This is a genomic window from Neisseria sp. HMSC15G01, assembly GCF_001808255.1.
GTDB lineage: Bacteria > Pseudomonadota > Gammaproteobacteria > Burkholderiales > Neisseriaceae > Neisseria > Neisseria subflava_A.
The window spans coordinates 146037-167107 of sequence record NZ_KV792686.1; the positions used below are offsets into that span (position 1 = coordinate 146037).

16 protein-coding genes and 1 pseudogene are annotated in these 21071 nt (G+C 49.1%); 5 read left to right on the forward strand and 12 right to left on the reverse strand.

What is annotated here, in order from left to right; all coding sequences use genetic code 11:
* Positions 1 to 62: 62 nt before the first annotated feature.
* From trmA to HMPREF3139_RS07150, 7 genes and pseudogenes are all read right to left on the reverse strand, one after another.
* Positions 63 to 1144, reverse strand: a pseudogene (gene trmA / locus HMPREF3139_RS07120) (tRNA (uridine(54)-C5)-methyltransferase TrmA).
* A gap of 117 nt (positions 1145 to 1261) precedes the next feature.
* Positions 1262 to 2764 carry a phosphate acetyltransferase gene (gene pta / locus HMPREF3139_RS07125; RefSeq protein ID WP_070461381.1) on the reverse strand — a complete coding sequence of 501 codons (1503 nt, stop codon included), beginning with the start codon at positions 2762 to 2764 and terminating at the stop codon, positions 1262 to 1264.
* Between the two features lie 149 nt (positions 2765 to 2913).
* Complete coding sequence (prfA, locus tag HMPREF3139_RS07130; RefSeq protein WP_049329850.1) at positions 2914 to 3990, reverse strand: peptide chain release factor 1; 1077 nt, start codon at positions 3988 to 3990, stop codon at positions 2914 to 2916.
* A gap of 155 nt (positions 3991 to 4145) precedes the next feature.
* On the reverse strand, positions 4146 to 5414 hold the full coding sequence (locus HMPREF3139_RS07135) for an NRAMP family divalent metal transporter (RefSeq protein WP_070461382.1): 1269 nt from the start codon (positions 5412 to 5414) through the stop codon (positions 4146 to 4148).
* Positions 5415 to 5701: 287 nt separating this feature from the next.
* Positions 5702 to 6469: a TatD family hydrolase gene (locus HMPREF3139_RS07140; protein ID WP_070461383.1), complete on the reverse strand. Its 768-nt coding sequence runs from the start codon at positions 6467 to 6469 to the stop codon at positions 5702 to 5704.
* Between the two features lie 13 nt (positions 6470 to 6482).
* Positions 6483 to 7466 (reverse strand): asparaginase, encoded by a 984-nt coding sequence (locus HMPREF3139_RS07145; RefSeq protein WP_070461384.1) that lies wholly within the window; start codon positions 7464 to 7466, stop codon positions 6483 to 6485.
* A 66-nt stretch (positions 7467 to 7532) separates the two neighbouring features.
* Positions 7533 to 8195 carry a DedA family protein gene (locus HMPREF3139_RS07150; protein ID WP_070461385.1) on the reverse strand — a complete coding sequence of 221 codons (663 nt, stop codon included), beginning with the start codon at positions 8193 to 8195 and terminating at the stop codon, positions 7533 to 7535.
* A gap of 249 nt (positions 8196 to 8444) precedes the next feature.
* Between HMPREF3139_RS07150 and ubiD the strand changes: the two genes are divergently transcribed.
* Positions 8445 to 9923, forward strand: coding sequence for a 4-hydroxy-3-polyprenylbenzoate decarboxylase (ubiD, locus tag HMPREF3139_RS07155; protein ID WP_070461386.1), 1479 nt, complete (start codon positions 8445 to 8447; stop codon positions 9921 to 9923).
* A 284-nt stretch (positions 9924 to 10207) separates the two neighbouring features.
* On the opposite strand, the gene HMPREF3139_RS07160 is transcribed toward ubiD, so the two are convergent.
* From HMPREF3139_RS07160 to nirK, 4 genes are all read right to left on the reverse strand, one after another.
* Positions 10208 to 12301 carry an AsmA family protein gene (locus HMPREF3139_RS07160; protein ID WP_070461387.1) on the reverse strand — a complete coding sequence of 698 codons (2094 nt, stop codon included), beginning with the start codon at positions 12299 to 12301 and terminating at the stop codon, positions 10208 to 10210.
* A 178-nt stretch (positions 12302 to 12479) separates the two neighbouring features.
* A complete protein-coding gene (gene rpsO, locus HMPREF3139_RS07165) occupies positions 12480 to 12749 on the reverse strand; it encodes a 30S ribosomal protein S15 (protein WP_003679932.1) in 270 nt (89 codons plus the stop codon).
* 212 nt (positions 12750 to 12961) lie between these two features.
* Positions 12962 to 13717: a formylglycine-generating enzyme family protein gene (locus HMPREF3139_RS07170; protein WP_070461388.1), complete on the reverse strand. Its 756-nt coding sequence runs from the start codon at positions 13715 to 13717 to the stop codon at positions 12962 to 12964.
* Positions 13718 to 13891: 174 nt separating this feature from the next.
* Positions 13892 to 15049 (reverse strand): copper-containing nitrite reductase, encoded by a 1158-nt coding sequence (nirK, locus tag HMPREF3139_RS07175; protein WP_070461389.1) that lies wholly within the window; start codon positions 15047 to 15049, stop codon positions 13892 to 13894.
* Positions 15050 to 15448: 399 nt separating this feature from the next.
* Here nirK and HMPREF3139_RS07180 point away from each other — a divergent pair, with 399 nt between their 5' ends.
* From HMPREF3139_RS07180 to HMPREF3139_RS07190, 3 genes are all read left to right on the forward strand, one after another.
* The gene (locus HMPREF3139_RS07180) at positions 15449 to 17704 is read left to right on the forward strand and encodes a nitric-oxide reductase large subunit (protein ID WP_070461390.1); all 2256 of its coding nucleotides are present in this window, start codon (positions 15449 to 15451) and stop codon (positions 17702 to 17704) included.
* Positions 17705 to 17799: 95 nt separating this feature from the next.
* Positions 17800 to 18699, forward strand: a complete 900-nt coding sequence (gene prmB / locus HMPREF3139_RS07185) for a 50S ribosomal protein L3 N(5)-glutamine methyltransferase (RefSeq protein ID WP_004519392.1) — start codon at positions 17800 to 17802, stop codon at positions 18697 to 18699.
* Positions 18700 to 18972: 273 nt separating this feature from the next.
* A complete protein-coding gene (locus HMPREF3139_RS07190) occupies positions 18973 to 19662 on the forward strand; it encodes a toxin-antitoxin system YwqK family antitoxin (RefSeq protein WP_232444977.1) in 690 nt (229 codons plus the stop codon).
* Positions 19663 to 19707: 45 nt separating this feature from the next.
* Here HMPREF3139_RS07190 and HMPREF3139_RS07195 read toward each other — a convergent pair whose 3' ends face one another.
* Positions 19708 to 20268, reverse strand: a complete 561-nt coding sequence (locus HMPREF3139_RS07195) for an adenine phosphoribosyltransferase (RefSeq protein ID WP_063076010.1) — start codon at positions 20266 to 20268, stop codon at positions 19708 to 19710.
* Between the two features lie 168 nt (positions 20269 to 20436).
* Here HMPREF3139_RS07195 and gmk point away from each other — a divergent pair, with 168 nt between their 5' ends.
* The gene (gene gmk / locus HMPREF3139_RS07200) at positions 20437 to 21054 is read left to right on the forward strand and encodes a guanylate kinase (protein WP_070461392.1); all 618 of its coding nucleotides are present in this window, start codon (positions 20437 to 20439) and stop codon (positions 21052 to 21054) included.
* The last annotated feature ends 17 nt before the right edge of the window (positions 21055 to 21071 follow it).

Below are 21071 nucleotides of genomic sequence, written 5' to 3' on the forward strand. Positions count from 1 at the left end.
ATCGCTTAATATGCCCTTAATTAAAGGCCGTCTGAACATTCAGACGGCCTTTTTGTATGGTTTTATTTTTTCTTCAACCAAACGCCGCTTTCAATATGGTGGGTAAATGGGAATTGGTCGAATAAAGCAGCGCGTTCGATGGTATGGGTTTGACAGAGTGTGTCGAGATTGGCGCGCAGAGTCTCAGGATTGCATGAAATATAGAGGACATTGTCGAATCGGGCAACCAATTTGAGCGTCTCATCATCAACACCGGCGCGTGGGGATCGACAAAAATAGTTGAAAAATCATAGTTTTTCAAGTCGATGCCTTGTTCTTGCAGGCGGCGGAATTCACGGTTTTGCGTGTAGGCCTCGGTAAACTCTTCCGCAGACAGGCGGGCGATTTTGAGGTTGATAATTTGGTTGGCTTCAATATTCCATTGGGCGGCGTTGACGGAGGTTTTAGATACTTCGGTCGCCAACACTTGATTGAAATGTTGCGAAAGCGGCAGGGTGAAATTGCCGTTGCCGCAGTACAACTCAAGCATGTCTTTGCCTAAGTTTTGCGCAGCATCACACGCCCAAGTCAGCATTTTTTGGCATACTTGGGCATTGGGTTGGGTAAAGCTGCCCTCGATTTGACGATAGCGGAAGGTTTTGCCGTTGACTTCCAACGCTTCGGTCACAAAATCTTGGCTTAATACGATTTTTTGTCCGCGGCTGCGGCCGATGATGTGGATGCCCAAATTGTGCGCCAGCTCTTGCGCGGCTTGTTGCCATGCGTCGTTCAGCTTCTTGTGGTAAATCATGGTAACCAGCATTTCGCCGCTTAAAGTGGACAAAAATTCGACGGCGTACCAGCGGTTTTTCAGCTCGGGATGATTGGACGCGGCTTCAATCAGTTTCGGCATCAAGGTATTGATGGATTCGGATGCGGCAGGAAATTGGTCGCAACGGATCAGGCTTGCCCCGTTTGCTTTTTGCCCGCGCTCAAACATGGCGTAAAACATTTCGCCGCCCTCATGCCAGATACGGAACTCGGCACGCATCCTGTAATGCTGTTCCGGAGATTCAAAGACTTCGATTTCAGGGAAATCCAGTCCTTGGAAAAGTTGCTGAAGATATTGCTTTTTGTCGGCTAGTTGTTGCTGGTAGGCAGTCATTGGGGCAGTCTTTCAGAAAATAATGGCGAATTATAATATAGTTGGCGCAAAGATACGAAAGGCCGTCTGAAACATCGGTTTCAGACGGCCTTTGATTTCAAAGCATCAGCTTGTCAATCAGCCTTGCATTTGTTTGGCTTGAACGGCAGTCAGGGCGATGGTGAAGACGATGTCTTCAATCAATGCGCCACGGGACAAGTCGTTAACCGGTTTGCGCAAACCTTGCAACAACGGGCCTACGCTCAGGACGTTGGCGCTGCGTTGTACGGCTTTGTAAGTACAGTTGCCGGTATTGAGGTCTGGGAAAACCAAAACGGTTGCTTGACCGGCAACAGCGCTGCCCGGAGCTTTGGATTTGCCGATGGATGGAACGGTAGCCGCATCGTATTGCAGCGGGCCTTCGATGGCCAAATCAGGGCGTTTTTCTTTCGCCAGTTTGGTTGCTTCGATCACTGCATCGACATCAGGGCCGCTGCCCGAGTTGATGGTAGAGTAGGAAATCATGGCTACTTTTGGATCGATACCAAAGGCTTTGGCACTGTCGGCAGATTGAATGGCGATGTCGGCCAGTTGTTCAGGCGTTGGGTTCGGGTTAACCGCGCAGTCGCCGAATGCCAATACTTGGTTAGGCAGCAACATGAAGAATACGCTGGATACGAGGCTTGCACCCGGAGCGGTTTTAATCAGTTGCAGGGCAGGACGGATGGTGTTGGCAGTGGTGTGGACTGCGCCGGAAACCAAACCGTCCACGTCGTTTTGAGCCATCATCATGGTACCCAGTACGACGGTATCTTGCAGCTGTTTGCGAGCATCTTCCGGAGTCAGGCCTTTGGATTTGCGCAATTCGCACATTGGCTCGACGTATTGCTCAACCAAAGAGGCAGGATCGATGATTTCCAAAGAATCAGGCAGGGAAATGCCACGCTCTTTAGCTACGGCTTCAACTTCTTCGCGGGTCGCCAACAGTACGCAACGGGCGATGCCTTTTTCGTGACAGATAGCGGCAGCGGCGACGGTGCGTGGTTCTGCGCCTTCAGGCAGGACGATGCGCATATCGGCTTTGCGGGCAAAATCGATCAGGTTGTAGCGGAATTGGGCTGGAGACAGGCGTTTGGCTTCGCGTTTGGCCAAAGCGGATACGTCTTGTAGGTTGTCGCTGGAGCCGAAGAAAGTCAGGCCGGTTTGCTCGGCAACTTGTGCGCCTAAAGCGGCTGCTGCGCCGTCAATGATAAAGCCTTCCAATAAGCCTGGGGAGTTAGTGTAGAGCTGTTTGGCGAGGTTTAATTGTTGGGCGATGGCGGCCGCGTCGGTATTGTCGGATTTCAGCGCCAATACAACGCCAGCGTCTAAAGACAGCGCCAATTCGACGTTTTTGCCTGCCAAGAACAATTTGTCTGCATCAGGAGTGATGCCTTCGATAACGAGATTGTCTGCATTCAATGCTGCAACTTTACCGACAAGCGCGTCAAACCAGTCGTCGCTCTTGCCTTGAGCCAACAGGGTTTCTGTAGTGGAGTCAACGGCTTGGAAAACTTGCGCATTCAATGCCGCTGCAAATGCTTTTGCCGCTGCATCGGCGCTCAGGCCGGCAGATACCGGTGCGATCAGGATTTTTGCCATTTTGTGTCCTCTCTTTCGGTGATTGTAGAAGGGTGTTGCTGTTGTGCAGCTGGTGCTGCATTTTATCACTTTGGGATAACATATACACGGTCATATTGACATATGTCATCAGGCCGTCTGAAAAGTATAAACGCAATGGACCAAATCCATCAATCCCCCATTGCCGCCAAAAGCTCGGCTTGATGCTCGGCAATCAGGGCGTTGGTGATTTCTTCCAAATCGCCGTCCATCACAAAATCCAGCTTGTGCAGGGTGAGGTTGATGCGGTGGTCGGTCACGCGGCCTTGCGGGTAGTTGTAGGTGCGGATGCGTTCGCTGCGGTCGCCGCTGCCGATCAGGGATTTGCGTTCGGCGGCTTCTTTGGCTTGGGCTTCGCGTTTTTGCGCGTCATTTAAGCGAGCGGCGAGGACTTTCATCGCCTGCGCTTTGTTGGCGTGTTGGCTGCGGCCGTCTTGGCACTCGACCACCATGCCTGTGGGCAGGTGGGTGATACGGACGGCGGAGTCGGTTTTGTTGATGTGCTGACCGCCGGCGCCGGATGCGCGGAAGGTGTCGATCCGCAGATCGGCCGGGTTCAGTTCAATGTCTTCCAGCTCGTCCGCTTCGGGCATGACGGCAACGGTACAGGCGGAGGTGTGGATACGGCCTTGGCTTTCGGTGGCAGGGACGCGTTGCACGCGGTGGCCACCGGATTCAAATTTTAGACGGCTGTATGCGCCCAAGCCGATAATGCGGGCGATGACTTCTTTATAGCCGCCCAATTCGCTTTCGTTGGCGGAAACAATTTCAACCTGCCAGCGGTTGCGCTCGGCGTAGCGGCTGTACATACGCAGCAAATCGCCTGCAAACAGCGCGGCTTCGTCGCCGCCGGTACCGGCGCGCACTTCGATAAAGATGTTTTTATCGTCGTCGGCATCTTTTGGCAGTAGCAGTTTTTGCAGTTCGGTATCGAGTTCGTCGATTTTGGCTTTTGCGGCTTCGATTTCTTCGGCGGCAAAGTCTTTCATTTCAGGGTCAGACAGCATTTCTTCGGCATCTGCCAAGTCGCTTTGCGCCAGTTGGTAGTTTTGGAAGACTTCGACAACGGGGGTCAGTTCGGCGTGTTCGCGTGTGAGTTTGCGGTAGTTGTCCATGTCGGACGTGGCTTCAGGCTGACCGAGCAGATGTGTGACTTCTTCCAGTCGGTCGCTGAGTTGTTGTAGTTTTTCTAAAATAGACGGCTTCATAAATTTTCCAAAATACGGATGCCGTCGAGTGGTCTGCAACGGCGAAATAAGGAGTCATTATAATGGGTTTGAATGAAAATTCAAAAAGATATGATTGATTGGAAAGGCCGTCTGAAACTTGTTTTTGAGTTTCAGACGGCCTTTTTTATATGGGCTTATTTAGGCGCAGCCAAGATGCCTGTTTGGTTCAGCAGGAACAAAACGGTAAAGCCGGTCAAATAAATCAAACCGATAATGGCGAGGAAGTTCATGCCCATGGTCAGTTTGTGGCGTTTGTCGCCTTTAACGAGGCGGTAGTTCAGCCAAGCGAACACAGGGGCGGCAACGAAAGCGGTAATCATGGCGAATTTGAGCAGCTCTGCCATTGCGCTGTTGAACCAGAAAATTACGGCCAAGCCTGAGCCTGCGACCCAAATGTTCCAAGCAAACAGTTCGACGTTGCCGGTTTTGTCTTTACCGCGCAACAGGCGTACCGGTTCGGCAATCGCGCGCGCGTAGCCGTCTACTACGGTAATGGTGGTGCCGTACATACAAGCAAAGGCGATAAATGCCACCAGCGGACGCGACCAGTCGCCGATGGTCACGGCGTACATATTAATCAGCTGGCCAACATATTTGCCGCCCGCCATTTGTACGGCTTCGCCGTTGCCGTATTGGACATATGCACCCAAGGCCAAGAAGACGACCGCCAACACTGCGCTGGTGATGTAGCCGACGTTGAAGTCGAAAATGCCGTCTCGGTAGCTGGAAGGGTTGATGCGTTGTTTTTCGGTAACCCACAAAGAGTTGATGGCGGAAATTTCAATCGGTGCAGGCATCCAGCCCATCAGCGCGATGAGGAAGCCCAAGCCTGCCAGTGTCCACGGGGTAGGCTCGATAAAGTCGGGTTTCATCTGCATGCCGCGAGACATGGCCACGGCTGCTGCGGCGACGGTGGCGATGGTCAGGCTGACGATGATGATTTTGGAAACGTTGTCCAAGGCTTTATAGCGGCCACTTGCCAAAATCAGCAGGCAGGAAACCATAATCATGACGGACACCATGCCGGCATCGAAAGTCAGCGATGGGATCGCCATTTTGACGATGGCGGCGGTAACGATGGCGACCGCACCGGCATTAATCGTTGCCGATGCAATACATAAAATCAAAAATACCCACAAATAAACGCGGCTTTTTTCGGCATAGCCCTCAATCAGACTTTTGCCCATATCCAGCGTGTAATGTGCGCTGAAACGGAAAAACGGGTATTTGAACAGGTTGGTCAGAATAATGATCAGCGCAAGCTGCCAGCCGTAAAGTGCACCTGCCTGCGTGGAGGCAATCAGGTGCGATCCGCCGACCGCTGCCGAAGCCATCATGATGCCCGGGCCGAGAGCATTGATTTTGCTCTTCCAGGTGGAAGCGTGTGTATGTTGTTCAGCCATAATTAGTTTCCGCCTTTTTCAGACGGCCTTATTATCAAAAAAAGGCATATTTTAACGTAAATAAAAAGTTTGCCCAATAATATGCGTAATACTTTTTATCAATCAAAGGGAAAATACGGTGTTAAAAAGCCGAGATGACGGAGTGAACGATATTTTGTGCCAAAAACATTTTTTCAGACGGCCTTGTATCGCTTTTTATTCATGAATATGGGGTAGGGAGGGCAGAGTGTGTCGGTTTGGAAACGAAATGGCTGGGCAAGGCTTTTTGATGCCTTGAGGTCGGCATATTAAGGGGAAGTATGGAGCAGGGAATCCACGTTTTGCTCGGTGATTTCAGCCAGTTGTACCAGTGGTACGTCGCGCAATTCGGCGGCAATTTCGGCGATACGGCGGATGTTGGCTGGTGTATTGGTTTCATGGCCGAGCATAAAAGGGCTGTCGGTTTCGAGAACAAAATCCGTGTCGTCTAAGGCTTGTAAGGCGGCACGGACTTTTTTTGCATTGGGATTGAGCAGCAGCGAGCCTATGCCGATTTTGAAGCCGAGTTTCACCAAAATCCGTGCTTCTTCTACGCTGCCGGAGAAGGCGTGAACGATACCGCCTCGTGTGAAACCGGCGGTTTTAACGGCGGCGACAATGGCGGCGGTGGCTTTCAGATTATGGATGATGACGCGGCGATTGAGATTTTGGGCGAGGATGAGTTGGCGGATAAAGACATCGGTCTGCGTGTCGCGTTGCGCTTGGGTTTGCTCTTTGCCATAAAAATCCAAGCCGATTTCGCCAACCCATGCTTGCGGATGCTGGATTAATTCGGACTCTAACTCTTGGAATGCCACTTCGTTGAGGCCGTCTGAAAACCACGGATGAATACCCAAAGCGATATGGATATTTTCAGACGGCCTCTCCAACTGCGCAACTGCCTGCCAATCATTGGGAGATGTAGCCGGTACGATAAAACGCACCACGCCGGCGGCTTGCGCTTCGGTAAGCACGGCAGGCAGCGTATCGGCAAGTTTGGGATCGGCAAGATGGCAGTGGGTGTCGGTGAAAGTCATATTTAATGGTGGTTTACAGCAGATTTAATTGTCGCAATTCTTGTTGCACCTTATCTGCATTCCAGTCATGAGATACGGCGAGGGTCATCAGCGCAGTGGCGGTTTCGAGATTGCATTTGCCGCCGTTGATGATACCTGCCTGACGCAAAGCATCGCCTTGGGCATAGACGGCAGCGGCGCAACCTTGCGGCACTTGGCTGATGTTGAGCAGCAACTTGCCTTGTTGCGTAAAGGCTTGGACGGCTCGGACAAACGCATCGTTGCTCGGCGCATTGCCGTGGCCGTAGCTTTGCAGAATCAGGGCTTGGGCGGAAAGGTGGGGCAGGCCGTCTGAAAGTTCTTGCGTGGCATAACCGGGAATCAGCGTGCGGACGGAAACTTTGGCTTCGGGATTTGGAAGACGCGGCTTGAGGCCGTCTGAATGTTGGGTTGTGGCAATATGGATATTATGCCAACCTTTGTTTTCATCCCATTCGGTGAGCGCACCAAAATGCAGGTTGTCAAAACCTGCGGCGGTTTCTGTGCTGACCTTGCTGCTGCCGATGGCGGGGAAGAGCTTGCCGTCAAAGGCAATCGCCACTTGTTTGAGTTTGAGCGAGAAAGCGGAAACGGCGGTAGCAAGGTTGCGCGGCGCATCGCTGTTGGCGGCATCGTAAGGCCATTGCGAGCCGGTCAGGATAACGGGTTTGTCCAAACCTTGCAGCGAAAGGGCGAAGAGGTTGGCGGTGTATGCCATGGTATCCGTGCCGTGCAATACCAAGATGCCGTCATAGTCAGGCAGTTTGGCAATAATAAGCTCCAGCCAGTCGCGTTGGTTTTGCAGCGTTACTGCGGAAGAGTCGATGAGCGGCTGGCAAACGTGCCATTCGAAATCAAGGCCGTCTGAAAAGGGGGCAAGGGCTTTATCGACGAGAGCGGTGTCGGGACGCAGACCGGCGCTGCTTTGGGTCATGCCGATGGGGCCGCCGGTGTAGAGGACGAAGATTTTTTGTTTCATGGTGTTTCTGATGAATGATTGAGGCCGTCTGAAAGCGGGGAAGTGTTTCAGACGGCCTAGAAAGGTTTATTGATTAGCTTGTTTTTTGGCTTTTGCAGCGCGTTTTTCGTGCAGTTTTTCACGGAAGAAGGTATGGCGGCGGTGTTTTCTCCACCAAATCCAGCCGACAATGACGGCGCCGATGCCCAGTACCGCAAAGATACCGGATTGCAGGCTGTGCATTTTTTCCATCAGCCAGTCGGTATTGCGTGCGCCGTATTCGCCCAAATAAATCCAAACCGGAACGGAAATCAGCGCGGCCAAGCCGTCCATCAGGATAAAGCGCAGGTAGGAAACCTTGCGGCTGATGCCTGCAGTCACGAAAACAGCGGTACGCAGGCCGGGCAGGAATCGGGCGACGAATAAAACCCAGTTGCCGTATTTGTCGAATTTTTCCTGTACTTGGGCATAGCGTTTGGGCGTCATCACGCGCGCAATCGGTTTGAATTTAAGGATTTTTTGCCCCCAAATCCGGCCGGCTGCAAACATAAAGCCGTCGCCTACCAATACGCCGAGCATGCCGACGGCAAACATAATATGCGAGTTGGTATAACCCAGACCGGAAATCACACCGCCGGTTACCAGTGTCAAATCTTCAGGAATCGGCACACCGAAGCCGCAAATAACCAAAACGAAAAACACGGCCGCATAGCCGTATTCAACGAAAAAAGATTCTAAAATTGCAAACATGGCCGCCGTCCCACGATAAATATTGATTGATGACTGGATTAAGTTGGAATTTTACCAAAGATAAGGCCGTCTGAAAGCAATCACAAGCAGATATTGTTTAAATTTGACGGTAGTTTGCAAAAAATCTAGAAATTCGGGCGTGGAAAGTTGGGATTTGAACAGATTTGGCAGGTACAATAGCCGCTGGTTTATCTTTCAAACCCGAAATGGAAGTCTGTTTTCAGACGGCCTGTTCAGGAAAATGAAATCATGAAATACAGAGATCTGCGAGAATTTATCGCCGGATTGGAAGCTGATGGCAAACTCAAGCGTATTCAGCATCCGGTGTCGCCGTATTTGGAAATGACCGAAATTGCCGACCGCGTGCTGCGCGCCGAAGGGCCAGCGTTGTTGTTTGAAAAACCGATTAAGCCTGACGGTACGCGTTATGATTATCCCGTGTTGGCGAACCTGTTCGGCACGCCCGAACGTGTGGCGCTGGGCATGGGTGCGGACAGTGTGTCCAAACTGCGCGAAATCGGGCAGACGCTGGCGTATCTGAAAGAACCCGAACCGCCCAAAGGCATTAAAGACGCGTTTTCCAAACTGCCGTTGCTGAAAGACATTTGGAGCATGGCGCCGAACGTGGTGAAAAATGCGCCGTGTCAGGAAATCGTGTGGGAAGGCGAAGACGTTGATTTGTATAAACTTCCGATTCAGCATTGCTGGCCGGAAGACGTTGCGCCGCTGGTAACGTGGGGCTTGACCGTCACGCGCGGTCCACACAAAAAACGCCAAAATCTCGGTATTTACCGCCAACAATTAATCGGCAAAAACAAGCTGATTATGCGCTGGCTGTCGCATCGCGGCGGCGCGTTGGATTATCAGGAGTTCCGTAAACTCAATCCCGATACGCCGTATCCTGTCGCCGTCGTACTCGGTTGCGACCCTGCCACTATTCTCGGAGCGGTAACGCCTGTACCCGATACCTTGAGCGAATACCAATTTGCCGGACTGTTGCGTGGTTCGCGGACGGAGCTGGTAAAATGTATCGGCAATGATTTGCAAGTGCCTGCCCGTGCAGAAATCGTATTGGAAGGCGTGATTCATCCAAACGAAACCGCGTTGGAAGGCCCATACGGCGACCACACCGGCTATTACAACGAGCAGGATCATTTCCCTGTGTTTACGGTTGAGCGCATTACCATGCGTGAAAACCCGATTTACCACTCCACCTACACAGGCAAACCGCCCGATGAACCCGCCGTTTTGGGCGTGGCGTTGAACGAAGTGTTCGTCCCGCTTTTGCAAAAGCAGTTCCCCGAAATCACCGATTTCTATCTGCCGCCCGAAGGCTGCTCCTACCGCATGGCGGTGGTCAGCATGAAAAAACAGTACGCCGGACACGCCAAGCGCGTGATGATGGGCTGCTGGTCGTTCCTTTACCAGTTTATGTACACCAAATTCATCATCGTAGTTGATGACGATGTGGATGTGCGCGACTGGAAAGAAGTCATCTGGGCGGTAACCACGCGCATGGATCCCGTACGCGATACTGTTTTGATGGAAAACACACCTATCGACTACCTCGACTTCGCCAGCCCCGTCAGCGGACTTGGCGGCAAAATGGGTTTGGATGCGACCAACAAATGGCCGGGCGAAACCGACCGCGAATGGGGACGAGTAATCAAAAAAGACCCTGCCGTTACGGCCAAAATCGATGAGATTTGGGAGCATTTGGGTTTGTAGATGTCGGATTTATTGGAATTTCTACTTCAAATATTGATGGAAATAATTGGGTCTATGTTTGAGGGTACGGTAGAAATAGTGAGGTTCGATTGGAGAGAAAGAAAACTCTCCAAAAAAGGCTTGATTAATGTTGGCTATATGGTTTGTCATCATTATGGTTTGTCATCATTGTTGCACTGATTGCGTATATAGTCATTCCTAAGTAAACATCTTATTCTGACAATGTATCTGTTAAAAGGCCGTCTGAAATTTTTTGGGTTTCAGACGGCCTTTGATTTGAAAACCTAGCGCGGTTTGAGCCACTTCCATTGTTCTTGTATGGTTTCTTGCAGGGCTTTTTGTTTTTCTGCAGGCGTATTCATACCATTGGTCAAGCGGCTGTAATCAAGGGTAATGGAAGGGTTTTGTACGGTTCCGCCGATTTTGAGGGGAATCGGTTTGTTTTTAGGCTGCAGTACGTTGCTGATAAGCAGGTTTTCGGACAGCTTTTGGGTATTCAAATCGGTATAGCCGCTGCTGACAACGTGCAGGCTGTCGGAAAACAGTTCGGTGTTGATATGATGGCTGATGCCTTTCTCGATTTCGCTATTGAGGGTGAAATGATGGAAAGGAGTTTTGAGGTTGCTGTTGTCGATTTTTTCCGAAGAGATGCCGTTTTTCAGAATGCTGTCCATATCGATGCCGTGCCATGCGCCGTTGGTAATATCGAGGAGCAGGCTGCCGTTTAGGGCTTGTATCATTTGGGCGCGGTTGTTGCCGGTGGTTTTAATGTCGATAACGGCGTCGCCGCTGCCGCTGAAGCTGTGGAAACCGAACAAGTCTTGCAGCAGCGGCTGAATTTGTATGCCTTTTGCGTTTTGCTGAAGGTGGTAGGAGGCAGGTTGGGTCGCCGCAATACTCAGACCGCCCTCGGTTTTGCCGCCATAAAGCCCAGCTTTGAAACGGTGCAGGGCGATATGTTCTTTATCGGCGGTGAGCAGGGATTCGACGTTTTCTAATTGCAGGCCGGCAGTTTGAATGCTGCCGATTTGGAGGTTGGCCTCAATGTCGGGCAACCAGGATTTGGCCAGCAGAGAAGGAAGATTCAGTGATGGCTGGGTTTTCAGATCTTCCAAGTAAGGGGTCAGATTGAGTTTTTGTAAGGCGATACCGGCGTCAAGGTGCGGACGCGGTTGGGCATCGCGCTGGTATTTAAAGGCCAAGGCAAGGGCTTGTCTGTCAAATGCGCCTTTCAGACGGCCTTCCCATGTATTGAGGCTGAAATTGGCCTGCCCTTCGAGTGTACTGATGAATCTGGGGCGGGGAAGGCGGTTGATGGTGTCTTGCAGGGTGCTGAGGTGCAGTTTGGGCGCATCAATGCCTTTGCCTTTTTGCCAAACCAACGGGCTGGAAAAGGTAAAGTTGGTTTGGAGGCGGTCGTTTTTATGGCTGCCTTTGAGTTCAAAATTGGCTGCGGTCAAAACGGTTGCATAGAGGTTGGTTTTGTCCAGTTTGAATGAACCGTCCCATTGGTTGTTTTCACTGCCGGCAGTCAATGCGCCGTTGAGTGTGTTTAGGTGTAAATAGCCGTTCTTGAATTGCAAGAGGGGAGAGCGTGCATTGATATGCAAGTTTTGATAGTCGCTTTCGGCTTGCAGATTGAAGTCGCGCAAAAGGGCGGTTTGGTTTTGCCAATTAAGGCTGCCTGCGATTTGGGCATCCAGCTTGTTTTTGAGTAATACGGTTTGCAGGTTTAATTTGAGGGCGGGAACGCTCCAGCCGGCATCATCTTGTACAAGATGGCCGGCGCCTTGCCAACTGATGGGGTTGCCGATGTTTTGCAGTGTGCCGCTGATATCGAATGGACGGCCGTCTGAATCAGCTCTGCGCAGGGAAAATTGCAGATCGTTTAAGGCAATATCTTGCTCTTTATTGTGATAGCGGATGCTGCCGTTATTGATGATGACGCGGTTGAGCTGGAAGCTTTCTTTCGATGTATGGTTTTGTTGCAGGCAGGCAGGCAGGTGGTTTTTGGGACCCAGCGTCAGCGACGGATTGGAAAGAATCCATTTTTCAAGAATGGGGGCATCTGACCATAGGCTGCTCCAGCCAAAGCCCATTTTAGACTCGGCAATATTCAGCGTCGGCGTATCAGGTTCGGAAGAGGAAAGGCTGAGGTCTTTTAAAATAAGCGTAGGGCGCGGCAGCCATTTTCTGCTGATGTTGGCATTGTATTTGACTTGGCAGCCATGGGCGGAAAAGTTTTTTTGTATGAATGCGTCGATGTTTTCTGTGTTGAATATGCGGAACATTAAGGCACTCAATACCGCCGCGAGGCATAAAAGCGCGGTAATGCCGAAAACCAGGGTTTTCAGCCAAAATTTTCCTGAGTGCAACATGGAATGAACAGACAATTCAGATTCTCGCTTTGATGGGAGCTTTAAGGAGTGATTGGGAGTTTAAGCCTTGCTGCTTAAGCGTGTGGAAGTATAACACAGAGCGTGGGCCTGTGTTTCAGACGGCATCGGTATGTCAATAAAAAACACCGCCCGAAGGCGGTGTTGATTTAAGCATAAATTATTTACGCAGACCCAGGCGGGTAATCAGTGTACGGTAAGTATCAGGCTGAGTACGACGCAGATAAGACAACAGGCGACGACGTTGGCTAACCATTTTCAACAGGCCGCGACGGCTGTGGTGGTCTTTAGGGTTGGCTTTGAAGTGAGGAGTCAGGTCGTTGATGCGGAAAGTCAATAGAGCGACTTGTACTTCAGAAGAGCCGGTATCGCCTTCTTTGCGTTGGAAATCTTTAACAATTTGTGCTTTTTGTTCTACGGTCAATGCCATGATGGATAACTCCGAAAATAAAAGAACCTTTTCAGGTTCGGACAAGTTTGCCAAGCCGAACGACCTAAGCAAACTCCTAAGTGCCTTTTTATAAGGACGGGCGGATTATGCCACAATTTGTCTTTGTGCGCCATATCTTTTCAGACGGCCAAAAAAAAAGCGGCGATACCTTTCAGTACCGCCAAAGCTGCTTTGGTGATAAAAACGAAACTTTATTTGCTTGCGCAACGGAAGCCCAAGTTATTTAAAACATATTTGGACTGTAGGCTGGTGCGGATGCCGTAGCGTAAGAATGCCGCATAGTTGGACGGATCGCTTGAACCCACGGATGCGCCGCTACAGAACATTTGTGTGTTGGACGAGCCGGCAGAGAGTTGGCTGCTGTTGAAGTCTTCAGTCCATTCCCAAATCAGGCCGTGCATATCGTATACGCCCCAGTAGTTGGGTTTGTTTTTACCGATGTCGTGCAGGCCGTTGCGGCCGCCGTCTGCATACCAATCTAAGATGGTGCGGTTGTAGCCAGGCTCGGCAGAGCCGTCTTTTTGAGTGGCAGAAGCCAAGCCTGCAAATTCCCATTCGTCAATAGTCGGCAGACGTTTGCCTTTGGAAACGCAGTAAGCATTTGCGGCGAACCATGAAACATTGGTTACTGGGTGTTTGAGTTCGCTGGCTTTAGGCGCAAAACTGTTGCTGCCATTTTTTACCCAATGTTTCAGGTAAGCTTTTTCAGCATGTTTGGAATTGATTTTTCCTTTTTGCCATTGCGGATGTGTGTTCACAAATTCGGCAAATTCGGCATTGGTTACCGGATATTTGTCAAGCTGGAAAGGTTTGACTTTAATAAGGGAAGTTTCTTTTTTGAGATAGAGAGGACGGTAGCTGCCTCCTTCGATTTTTACCATTTCGGCAGCAAATGTATTGCCGCAGATTAAGGCACTGCCTAAGAGGAGGAGTCGTATGAGTTTCATGGTACGCCCTTATTATCGATTGAAACAGGAAATTTATTTTTCAGATAGCCTAATCATAACAAGGCCGTCTGAAAAATCAATCTGTCTGATTTGAACAGGAAGATTAATCGTGATGGAAGCCACTGCGGCTCTAAAGAGTAGGGCAGCAGTGGCTTGGCGTATTAAACCGAGAGATTATTTAGCGGCTTCAGAAGCACCAGACGCAGCTGCTGGAGCAGAAGCGGCAGCACCGGAAGGTTGGTAAACGGTGTCGCTCAGTTTTTTGGTCATGATTTCAGGGTTTTCATCACCCTCAACTTTCAATTGACCCAAAGCACCTTTGTTGAACGCACGGAAGATAGAGTGGTCAACCAAGGTGTAGCTGCCTGGAATGTCGACTTTGAATTCAACGATAGCGGCACCACCAGCAGGAACAATTGTGCTTTGTACGTTTTCGTTAATCAGTTTACCACCTTCAACATATACTTTGTCGAAGATTTCGCCGATAACGTGGAAAGAAGATACCAAGTTAGGACCACCGTTACCAACGTACATACGAACAGTTTCACCCGCTTTAGCTTTCAGAGCGTTGTCGCCGGCGATAGAGCCTACGTGACCGTTGAATACAACGTATTCAGGTTGTTCAGCAATCGCTTTATCCATATCGAAAGGTTGCAGGCCTTGAGCGCCTTTTTTACCTTTAGTATAGAAGTCACCTTGTACGATGTAGAACTCTTTGTCCACTTTAGGCAGACCTTCTTTAGGTTCAACCAAGATCAAACCGTACATACCGTTGGCGATGTGCATACCTACAGGAGCAACGGCACAGTGGTAGATGTACAAACCGGCTTGCAGTGCTTTGAAGCTGAAGGTAGAAGTGTGGCCTGGGGCAGTAAAGGTAGCTTCTGCACCACCGCCTTGACCGGTAGCAGCGTGGAAGTCAACGTTATGAGGAACGGTAGAAGAAGGATTGTTAGAGAATTCTACTTCTACGGTATCGCCTTCGCGTACACGGATCATTTGGCCCGGAACGTCGCCGTTGAATGTCCAGTAATGGTATTCAACACCGTCTTCCATGGTCATGGTTTTTTCGACGGTTTCCATTTTAACGCGTACTTTAGCCGGATGATCGCGATCAGTTGGAGGTGGAACTTCCGGAGCGTGAGTTACGATAGCATCGATTACAGGCAGTTCTGAAGAAGGAGTCTCTGCAGCAGCTTGTGAGTTGGAAGCGGCAGGAGCTTCAGCAGAAGCGGTAGCAGCTGGAGTTTCAGCAGGTTTAGCAGCTTGCTCGCCGCATGCGGCCAGTGCAAATACAGAAGCGATAAGTGCGGCTAAGGTTTGGCGTTTCATGTTTAAAGTTTCCTTATAGTAAGAAAAGTTAAGAATCCTGATAGGATGGTTCGAAGTTTTGTATGATTATGTAGGCGCTTGTTTGGTCATATTTTGATGTAAATCAAATTGTTCAGGGAATATGAATCTTTTAATCCCTAAATACTCCTTTAGAAGTATAAAAAAATACATCGAAAAGTTTAATTTTGTGTGAAAATGTTAGCGAGAACTTAACACAAAATACGATAAAGGAGGGTCTGTATAGGAAAATGGGAATCAATATCATATAAGTTAATGGTTTTAAAGGAATATTATTGACAAAATATTTCTTTACTTATTAAACCGTGATACAATCTTTAACATTCATATTTGATGAATTAATACCCAACCACTTTTTACCAAAATCAAGGAGTACTTAAAATGGGACAGTACAAGAAGCTTTGGTACTTGCTGTTTGCCGTGCTGGCAGTATGCTTTACCATTCTTGGTTATATGGGTAGCGAAGTCTATAAAAAGGCTCCGCCATACCCTGAACAAGTCGTTTCTGCATCCGGCAAAGTCCTGATGACCAAAGACGATATTTTGGCAGGTCAATCTGCATGGCAAACTACCGGCGGTATGGAAGTCGGCTCTGTATTGGGTCACGGTGCATACCAAGCTCCGGACTGGACTGCCGACTGGCTGCACCGCGAGCTGGTTGCATGGTTGGATCTGACTGCGCAAGAAACTTACGGCAAAAAATTTGACGAAGTTTCTCCTGAAGAACAAGCTGTTCTGAAAACCCGTTTGGCTGACGAATACCGCAACCAAAGCCGTGTTAAGGAAGATGGTTCTGTCGTTGTCAGCGAAACCCGCGTGAAAGCGATCGAAAGCATCCTGCCTTACTACCACGGTGTGTACAGCGACGATCCTAAGTTCCAAACCACTCGCGAACACTTTGCAATGAAAAACAACACATTGCCAAGCCCAGAAGCGCGTGAAAAACTGTTCAACTTCTTCTTCTGGACTTCTTGGTCTGCTTCGACCAACCGTCCTGACGAAACTTTTACCTACACAAACAACTGGCCGCACGAGCCTTTGATCAACAACGTACCGACTACTGAAAACTATATGTGGTCTTTCACCAGCGTGGTATTGTTGCTGATGGGTATCGGCTTGCTGATGTGGGGTTACTCTTTCTTGACCAAACATGAAGAGGTTGAAGTACCTACTGAAGATCCTATCTCTAAAGTACAACTGACTCCTTCTCAAAAAGCGTTGGGCAAATATGTATTCCTGACTGTTGCGCTGTTTGTCGTACAAGTACTGTTGGGTGGTTTGACCGCTCACTATACTGTCGAAGGTCAAGGCTTCTACGGTATCGATACCGCCTTGGGCTTTGAAATGGCCGACTGGTTCCCATATGCGCTGACCCGTACTTGGCACATCCAATCCGCTATTTTCTGGATTGCAACCGGCTTCCTGACAGCAGGTCTGTTCTTGGCTCCGATTGTGAACGGCGGTAAAGATCCTAAATTCCAACGTGCCGGTGTGAACTTCCTGTACATCGCTCTGTTCATCGTAGTCGGCGGTTCTTACGCAGGTAACTTCTTTGCTTTGACTCACATCATTCCACCTGAGCTGAACTTCTGGTTCGGTCACCAAGGTTACGAATACTTGGATTTGGGTCGCTTCTGGCAACTTCTGCTGATGGTTGGCTTGCTGTTGTGGCTGTTCCTGATGCTGCGTTGCACCATCTCCGCCTTTAAAGAAAAAGGTACAGACAAAAACCTGTTGGCTATCTTCGTAGCTTCTATGGTTGGTGTGGGTGTGTTCTACGCTCCTGGCCTGTTCTACGGTGAAAAATCTCCAATCGCTGTGATGGAATACTGGCGTTGGTGGGTGGTGCACCTGTGGGTAGAAGGCTTCTTCGAAGTGTTCGCTACTGCTGCCTTCGCATTCATTTTCTACAACATGGGCTTTGTCCGCCGTAGTACTGCTACTGCTTCTACTCTGGCCGCTGCCGCCATCTTCATGTTGGGCGGTATTCCAGGTACATTGCACCACTTGTACTTCTCCGGCTCTACCTCTGCCTCTATGGCAATCGGTGCATGTTTCTCCGCTTTGGAAGTTGTACCTTTGATTCTGCTGGGCCGTGAAGCTTACGAACACTGGTCTTACCAACACCTGTCCGACTGGGCGAAACGTCTGCGTTGGCCTTTGATGTGCTTCGTAGCAGTTGCCTTCTGGAACATGATCGGTGCCGGCGTATTCGGCTTCCTGATTAACCCACCGATTTCCCTGTTCTACATCCAAGGTCTGAACACTACTGCAGTTCACGCTCACGCGGCTCTGTTCGGTGTGTACGGTTTCTTGGCTCTGGGCTTCGTATTGCTGGTTGCACGCTACCTGAAACCTAATGCTCAATTTGACGACAAACTGATGACTTGGGGCTTCTGGCTGCTGAATGGCGGCCTGGTGGGTATGATTGCTATCAGCCTGTTGCCGGTCGGCGTGATTCAAGCTTACGCTTCTATCACTCATGGTCTGTGGTATGCACGTAGCGAAGAATTCCTGCAAATGGAAATTCTGGATACCCTGCGTTGGGTTCGTACCGCTGCTGACTTGATCTTCATCGGTGGTGCTGTCTGCGTTGCTATCCAAGCTACCAAAATCGTATTCAGCCGCGATAAATAATCTTAAGCTGAATTAAATCAAAGGCCGTCTGAAAAGTTTTCAGACGGCCTTTCTGTTATAATTTCAATATTCTTAAATCGACAAGACAAAACATTATGTTCAACCAAGCTGCTCAAGAGCTGACCACTGTTCGCGATTTATTGCGTTTTGCTGTCAGCCGTTTTAATGATGCCGGACTGTTTTTCGGACACGGGAGTGATAATGCCCATGACGAGGCAGCCTATCTGATTTTGCACACTTTGAACCTGCCTTTGGATATGTTGGAGCCTTATTTGGATGCCAAATTGTTGCAAAGTGAGAAGGAGGAAGTGTTGTCCATTATCGAGCGCCGCGCAGTTGAGCATATTCCTGCTGCGTATCTGACGCATCAGGCATGGCAGGGCGAGTTTGATTTTTATGTCGATGAGCGCGTTATCGTGCCTCGTTCTTTCATTTACGAATTGCTTGGTGACGGTATCCGTCCTTGGATTGAACACGATGAATTGGTGCATCGAGCTTTGGATTTGTGTACCGGTAGCGGCTGTTTGGCCATTCAAATGGCGCATCATTATCCCGACGCACAAATCGATGCCGTTGATTTGAGCTTGGATGCGCTGGAAGTGGCTGCCATCAATATTGAAGATTATGGTTTGGAAGACCGTATCAGCTTGGTGCATACCGATTTATTCGAAGGTTTGGATGAAACCTACGACTTAATTGTTTCCAATCCGCCTTATGTTGACGCGGAATCTGTGGAAGCGTTGCCTGATGAATACCTGCACGAGCCGGAATTGGCTTTGGGTAGCGGCGAAGATGGTTTGGACGCTACACGTCAAATCATTCTGCAAGCGGCAAAATATCTGAATCCGAAAGGTGTATTGTTGGTTGAAATCGGTCACAACCGTGAGGTATTGGAAGCGGCTTATCCCGAATTACCGTTTACTTGGTTGGAAACCAGCGGTGGCGATGGGTTTGTATTCCTGTTGACCCGCGAGCAATTATTGGGCGAAGAGTAGTTTATTTTGATATGAATAAAACAAAGGCCGTCTGAAAAGGTTTTAGACGGCCTTTGTTTTATAAAATATTTAATATTTTAAGAAAATACAAATGCCTATGGTATACCGAATATGAAATCCAAGCAGGCTTTGAAACTATGGCTTATAATATTTGTCATAGTTTCTAATGTCAGTGGATTTTTATTACTGACTTTTTGTAGAACATATACTGCCAAACTCCATATTATGAATAATTATTTAAAATCAGGCCTGTTGGCTGCTGCCTTGTTCAGTATGCCCGTTGCCGCCTTTGCCCAGCAACATACCGTTTATTTCAATCAAAACGGTAAACTGACGGCGACCATGCCTTCGGTTGCTTATGTCCGCCAATACAAGATTGAGGCAGGCAAGGCGCAGGTGCAGGATTTTTACTATCCATCGATGAAAAAATATTCTGATCCTTATGAAGTACCTGCCGGTCAGATTAAGGTTTTTGTGCCGGCGTTGGATAACGGTACGCTGACCCTGTGGCATTTCAACGGTCAGAAAAAGATGGTTGGCAGCTATCGCAACGGCAAGCCGCATGGTGAATGGGTTAACTGGTATCCAAATGGCAAAAAATCTGCGGTGATGCCTTATCAAAATGGCCTGAGTGAGGGCGTGGGTTCCCGCTATTACCGAAATGGTGTGAAAGAAAGCGAAATTCAGTTTAAGCACGATAAAGCCAATGGTCATTGGAAACAATGGTATTCAGACGGCAGTCCGAAAACTGAAATGATGATGAGCAATGACAAACCGACGGAGATCATCAGTTGGGATGAAAATGGCCGCGTTGTGTCTGAATTGAGTATTCGCAATGGCAAACGCAGCGGCATCATTTTGGATTGGTATGATGATGGTGCGAAGAAATCCGAGTTGGTTTATAAAGACGACCAGTTGGTGAAAAAAACTTTTTGGGATACGGACGGATACGTCCTCGAATAATTTTAATCATAAAAAACCGCAGGCTGAGCAGCTTGCGGTTTTTTATTACATACAGCCTTTGTTTTGGCACAGGGTAAATAACGGCGCGCCGCTTTCACGGATTTTTTTGCCGCCGTCCAAGTCGGTAAATTCCAAAATGGCAGCCGCTTCGATTACTTCGCCGCCCAGTTTTCGGATCAGCTCGACACCTGCCAGCATTGTGCCGCCGGTTGCCACCAAATCATCTACCAACAAAACGCGCGCGCCCGGCCTGATGGCGTCGGTATGGATTTCTACCGTTGCTTCACCATATTCCAAAGCGTAACTTTGAGAAACCGTATCAAACGGCAGTTTGCCTTTTTTGCGGATGGGGACAAAGCCGACGTTTAGCTGATAGGCCAAAGCCGCGCCAATAATGAAGCCGCGCGCATCCAAGCCCGCAACAACATCAACTTTTTGCCCCATATAGCGGTAAACCAGTAAATCGACCAGCAGGCGGAAATATTCTGCGCTTTGCAAAACGGGAGTGATGTCATGAAACAAAATCCCTTTTTGCGGCCAATTTTCAATTTTACGGATTTTGTCCGCCAAAGCTTCTACGCCCATTACTTCAGGATGAATCAACATCTCGACATTCCGAAATCAAAAAGTTTTTAACGCGATATTGTAGCGGTCATATGCGGACTTGCCAAATTAATCGATACAATAGCCAAATTTTGCAACATGCCGTCTGAAATTCCGAGAAACATTGTGTTGTGTTATAATTTACAGGTACATACCATCGACTAAACCACCATGCAAAATCATAAAAAAGGCAATATTTACATCATTTCTGCCGCTTCCGGCACAGGTAAAACGACCTTGGTGTCGCGCCTGTTGAAAAATCATGACGATATCCGTGTTTCCATTTCTCATACCACGCGCCAGCCGCGAGAGGGTGAGGAACATGGTGTACATTATCACTTTGTTCCCAAAGAAGAATTTGAATCATTGATTGAGCAAAGAGCCTTTTTGGAACACGCCAATGTGTTCGGCAATTATTACGGCACCAGCATTGCCGGCGTAAATTCGCTGAGCGAAGAGGGCTATGATGTAATTTTGGAAATCGATGTGCAAGGTGCGGCACAAGTGCGTAAATCGTTGCCTGAAGCCAGCAGCATTTTTATCCTGCCGCCTTCCTTTGAGGTATTGGCGCAACGTTTGATTGGCCGTGGTACAGACAGCGAAGAAGTTATTCAAACACGCCTTTCAAAAGCCCGTCATGAGATTGAGCAATCCGTTTTGTTCGATTACGTCGTCGTGAATGACGATTTGGATCGTGCCGAAGCCGATTTGTTCCACATTATTAAAGCAGGCCGTCTGAAAAAATCCTCTCAACAGGGATTTATCTCAAACCTGTTGGAAAATTCCTAAAAAACAGCGAAAATAAC

Excerpts from the sequence above, each read along its gene's own strand:
- HMPREF3139_RS07180 (WP_070461390.1), top strand. The coding sequence starts at position 15,449 with ATGGGACAGTACAAGAAGCTTTGGTACTTGCTGTTTGCCGTGCTGGCA.
- HMPREF3139_RS07190 (WP_232444977.1), top strand. The coding sequence starts at position 18,973 with ATGCCCGTTGCCGCCTTTGCCCAGCAACATACCGTTTATTTCAATCAA.
- prfA (WP_049329850.1), bottom strand. The coding sequence starts at position 3,990 with ATGAAGCCGTCTATTTTAGAAAAACTACAACAACTCAGCGACCGACTG.
- HMPREF3139_RS07145 (WP_070461384.1), bottom strand. The coding sequence starts at position 7,466 with ATGAAACAAAAAATCTTCGTCCTCTACACCGGCGGCCCCATCGGCATG.
- nirK (WP_070461389.1), bottom strand. The coding sequence starts at position 15,049 with ATGAAACGCCAAACCTTAGCCGCACTTATCGCTTCTGTATTTGCACTG.
- ubiD (WP_070461386.1), top strand. The coding sequence starts at position 8,445 with ATGAAATACAGAGATCTGCGAGAATTTATCGCCGGATTGGAAGCTGAT.
- pta (WP_070461381.1), bottom strand. The coding sequence starts at position 2,764 with ATGGCAAAAATCCTGATCGCACCGGTATCTGCCGGCCTGAGCGCCGAT.
- HMPREF3139_RS07160 (WP_070461387.1), bottom strand. The coding sequence starts at position 12,301 with ATGTTGCACTCAGGAAAATTTTGGCTGAAAACCCTGGTTTTCGGCATT.
- prmB (WP_004519392.1), top strand. The coding sequence starts at position 17,800 with ATGTTCAACCAAGCTGCTCAAGAGCTGACCACTGTTCGCGATTTATTG.
- gmk (WP_070461392.1), top strand. The coding sequence starts at position 20,437 with ATGCAAAATCATAAAAAAGGCAATATTTACATCATTTCTGCCGCTTCC.
- HMPREF3139_RS07195 (WP_063076010.1), bottom strand. The coding sequence starts at position 20,268 with ATGTTGATTCATCCTGAAGTAATGGGCGTAGAAGCTTTGGCGGACAAA.
- HMPREF3139_RS07135 (WP_070461382.1), bottom strand. The coding sequence starts at position 5,414 with ATGGCTGAACAACATACACACGCTTCCACCTGGAAGAGCAAAATCAAT.
- HMPREF3139_RS07140 (WP_070461383.1), bottom strand. The coding sequence starts at position 6,469 with ATGACTTTCACCGACACCCACTGCCATCTTGCCGATCCCAAACTTGCC.
- HMPREF3139_RS07170 (WP_070461388.1), bottom strand. The coding sequence starts at position 13,717 with ATGAAACTCATACGACTCCTCCTCTTAGGCAGTGCCTTAATCTGCGGC.
- HMPREF3139_RS07150 (WP_070461385.1), bottom strand. The coding sequence starts at position 8,195 with ATGTTTGCAATTTTAGAATCTTTTTTCGTTGAATACGGCTATGCGGCC.
- rpsO (WP_003679932.1), bottom strand. The coding sequence starts at position 12,749 with ATGGCATTGACCGTAGAACAAAAAGCACAAATTGTTAAAGATTTCCAA.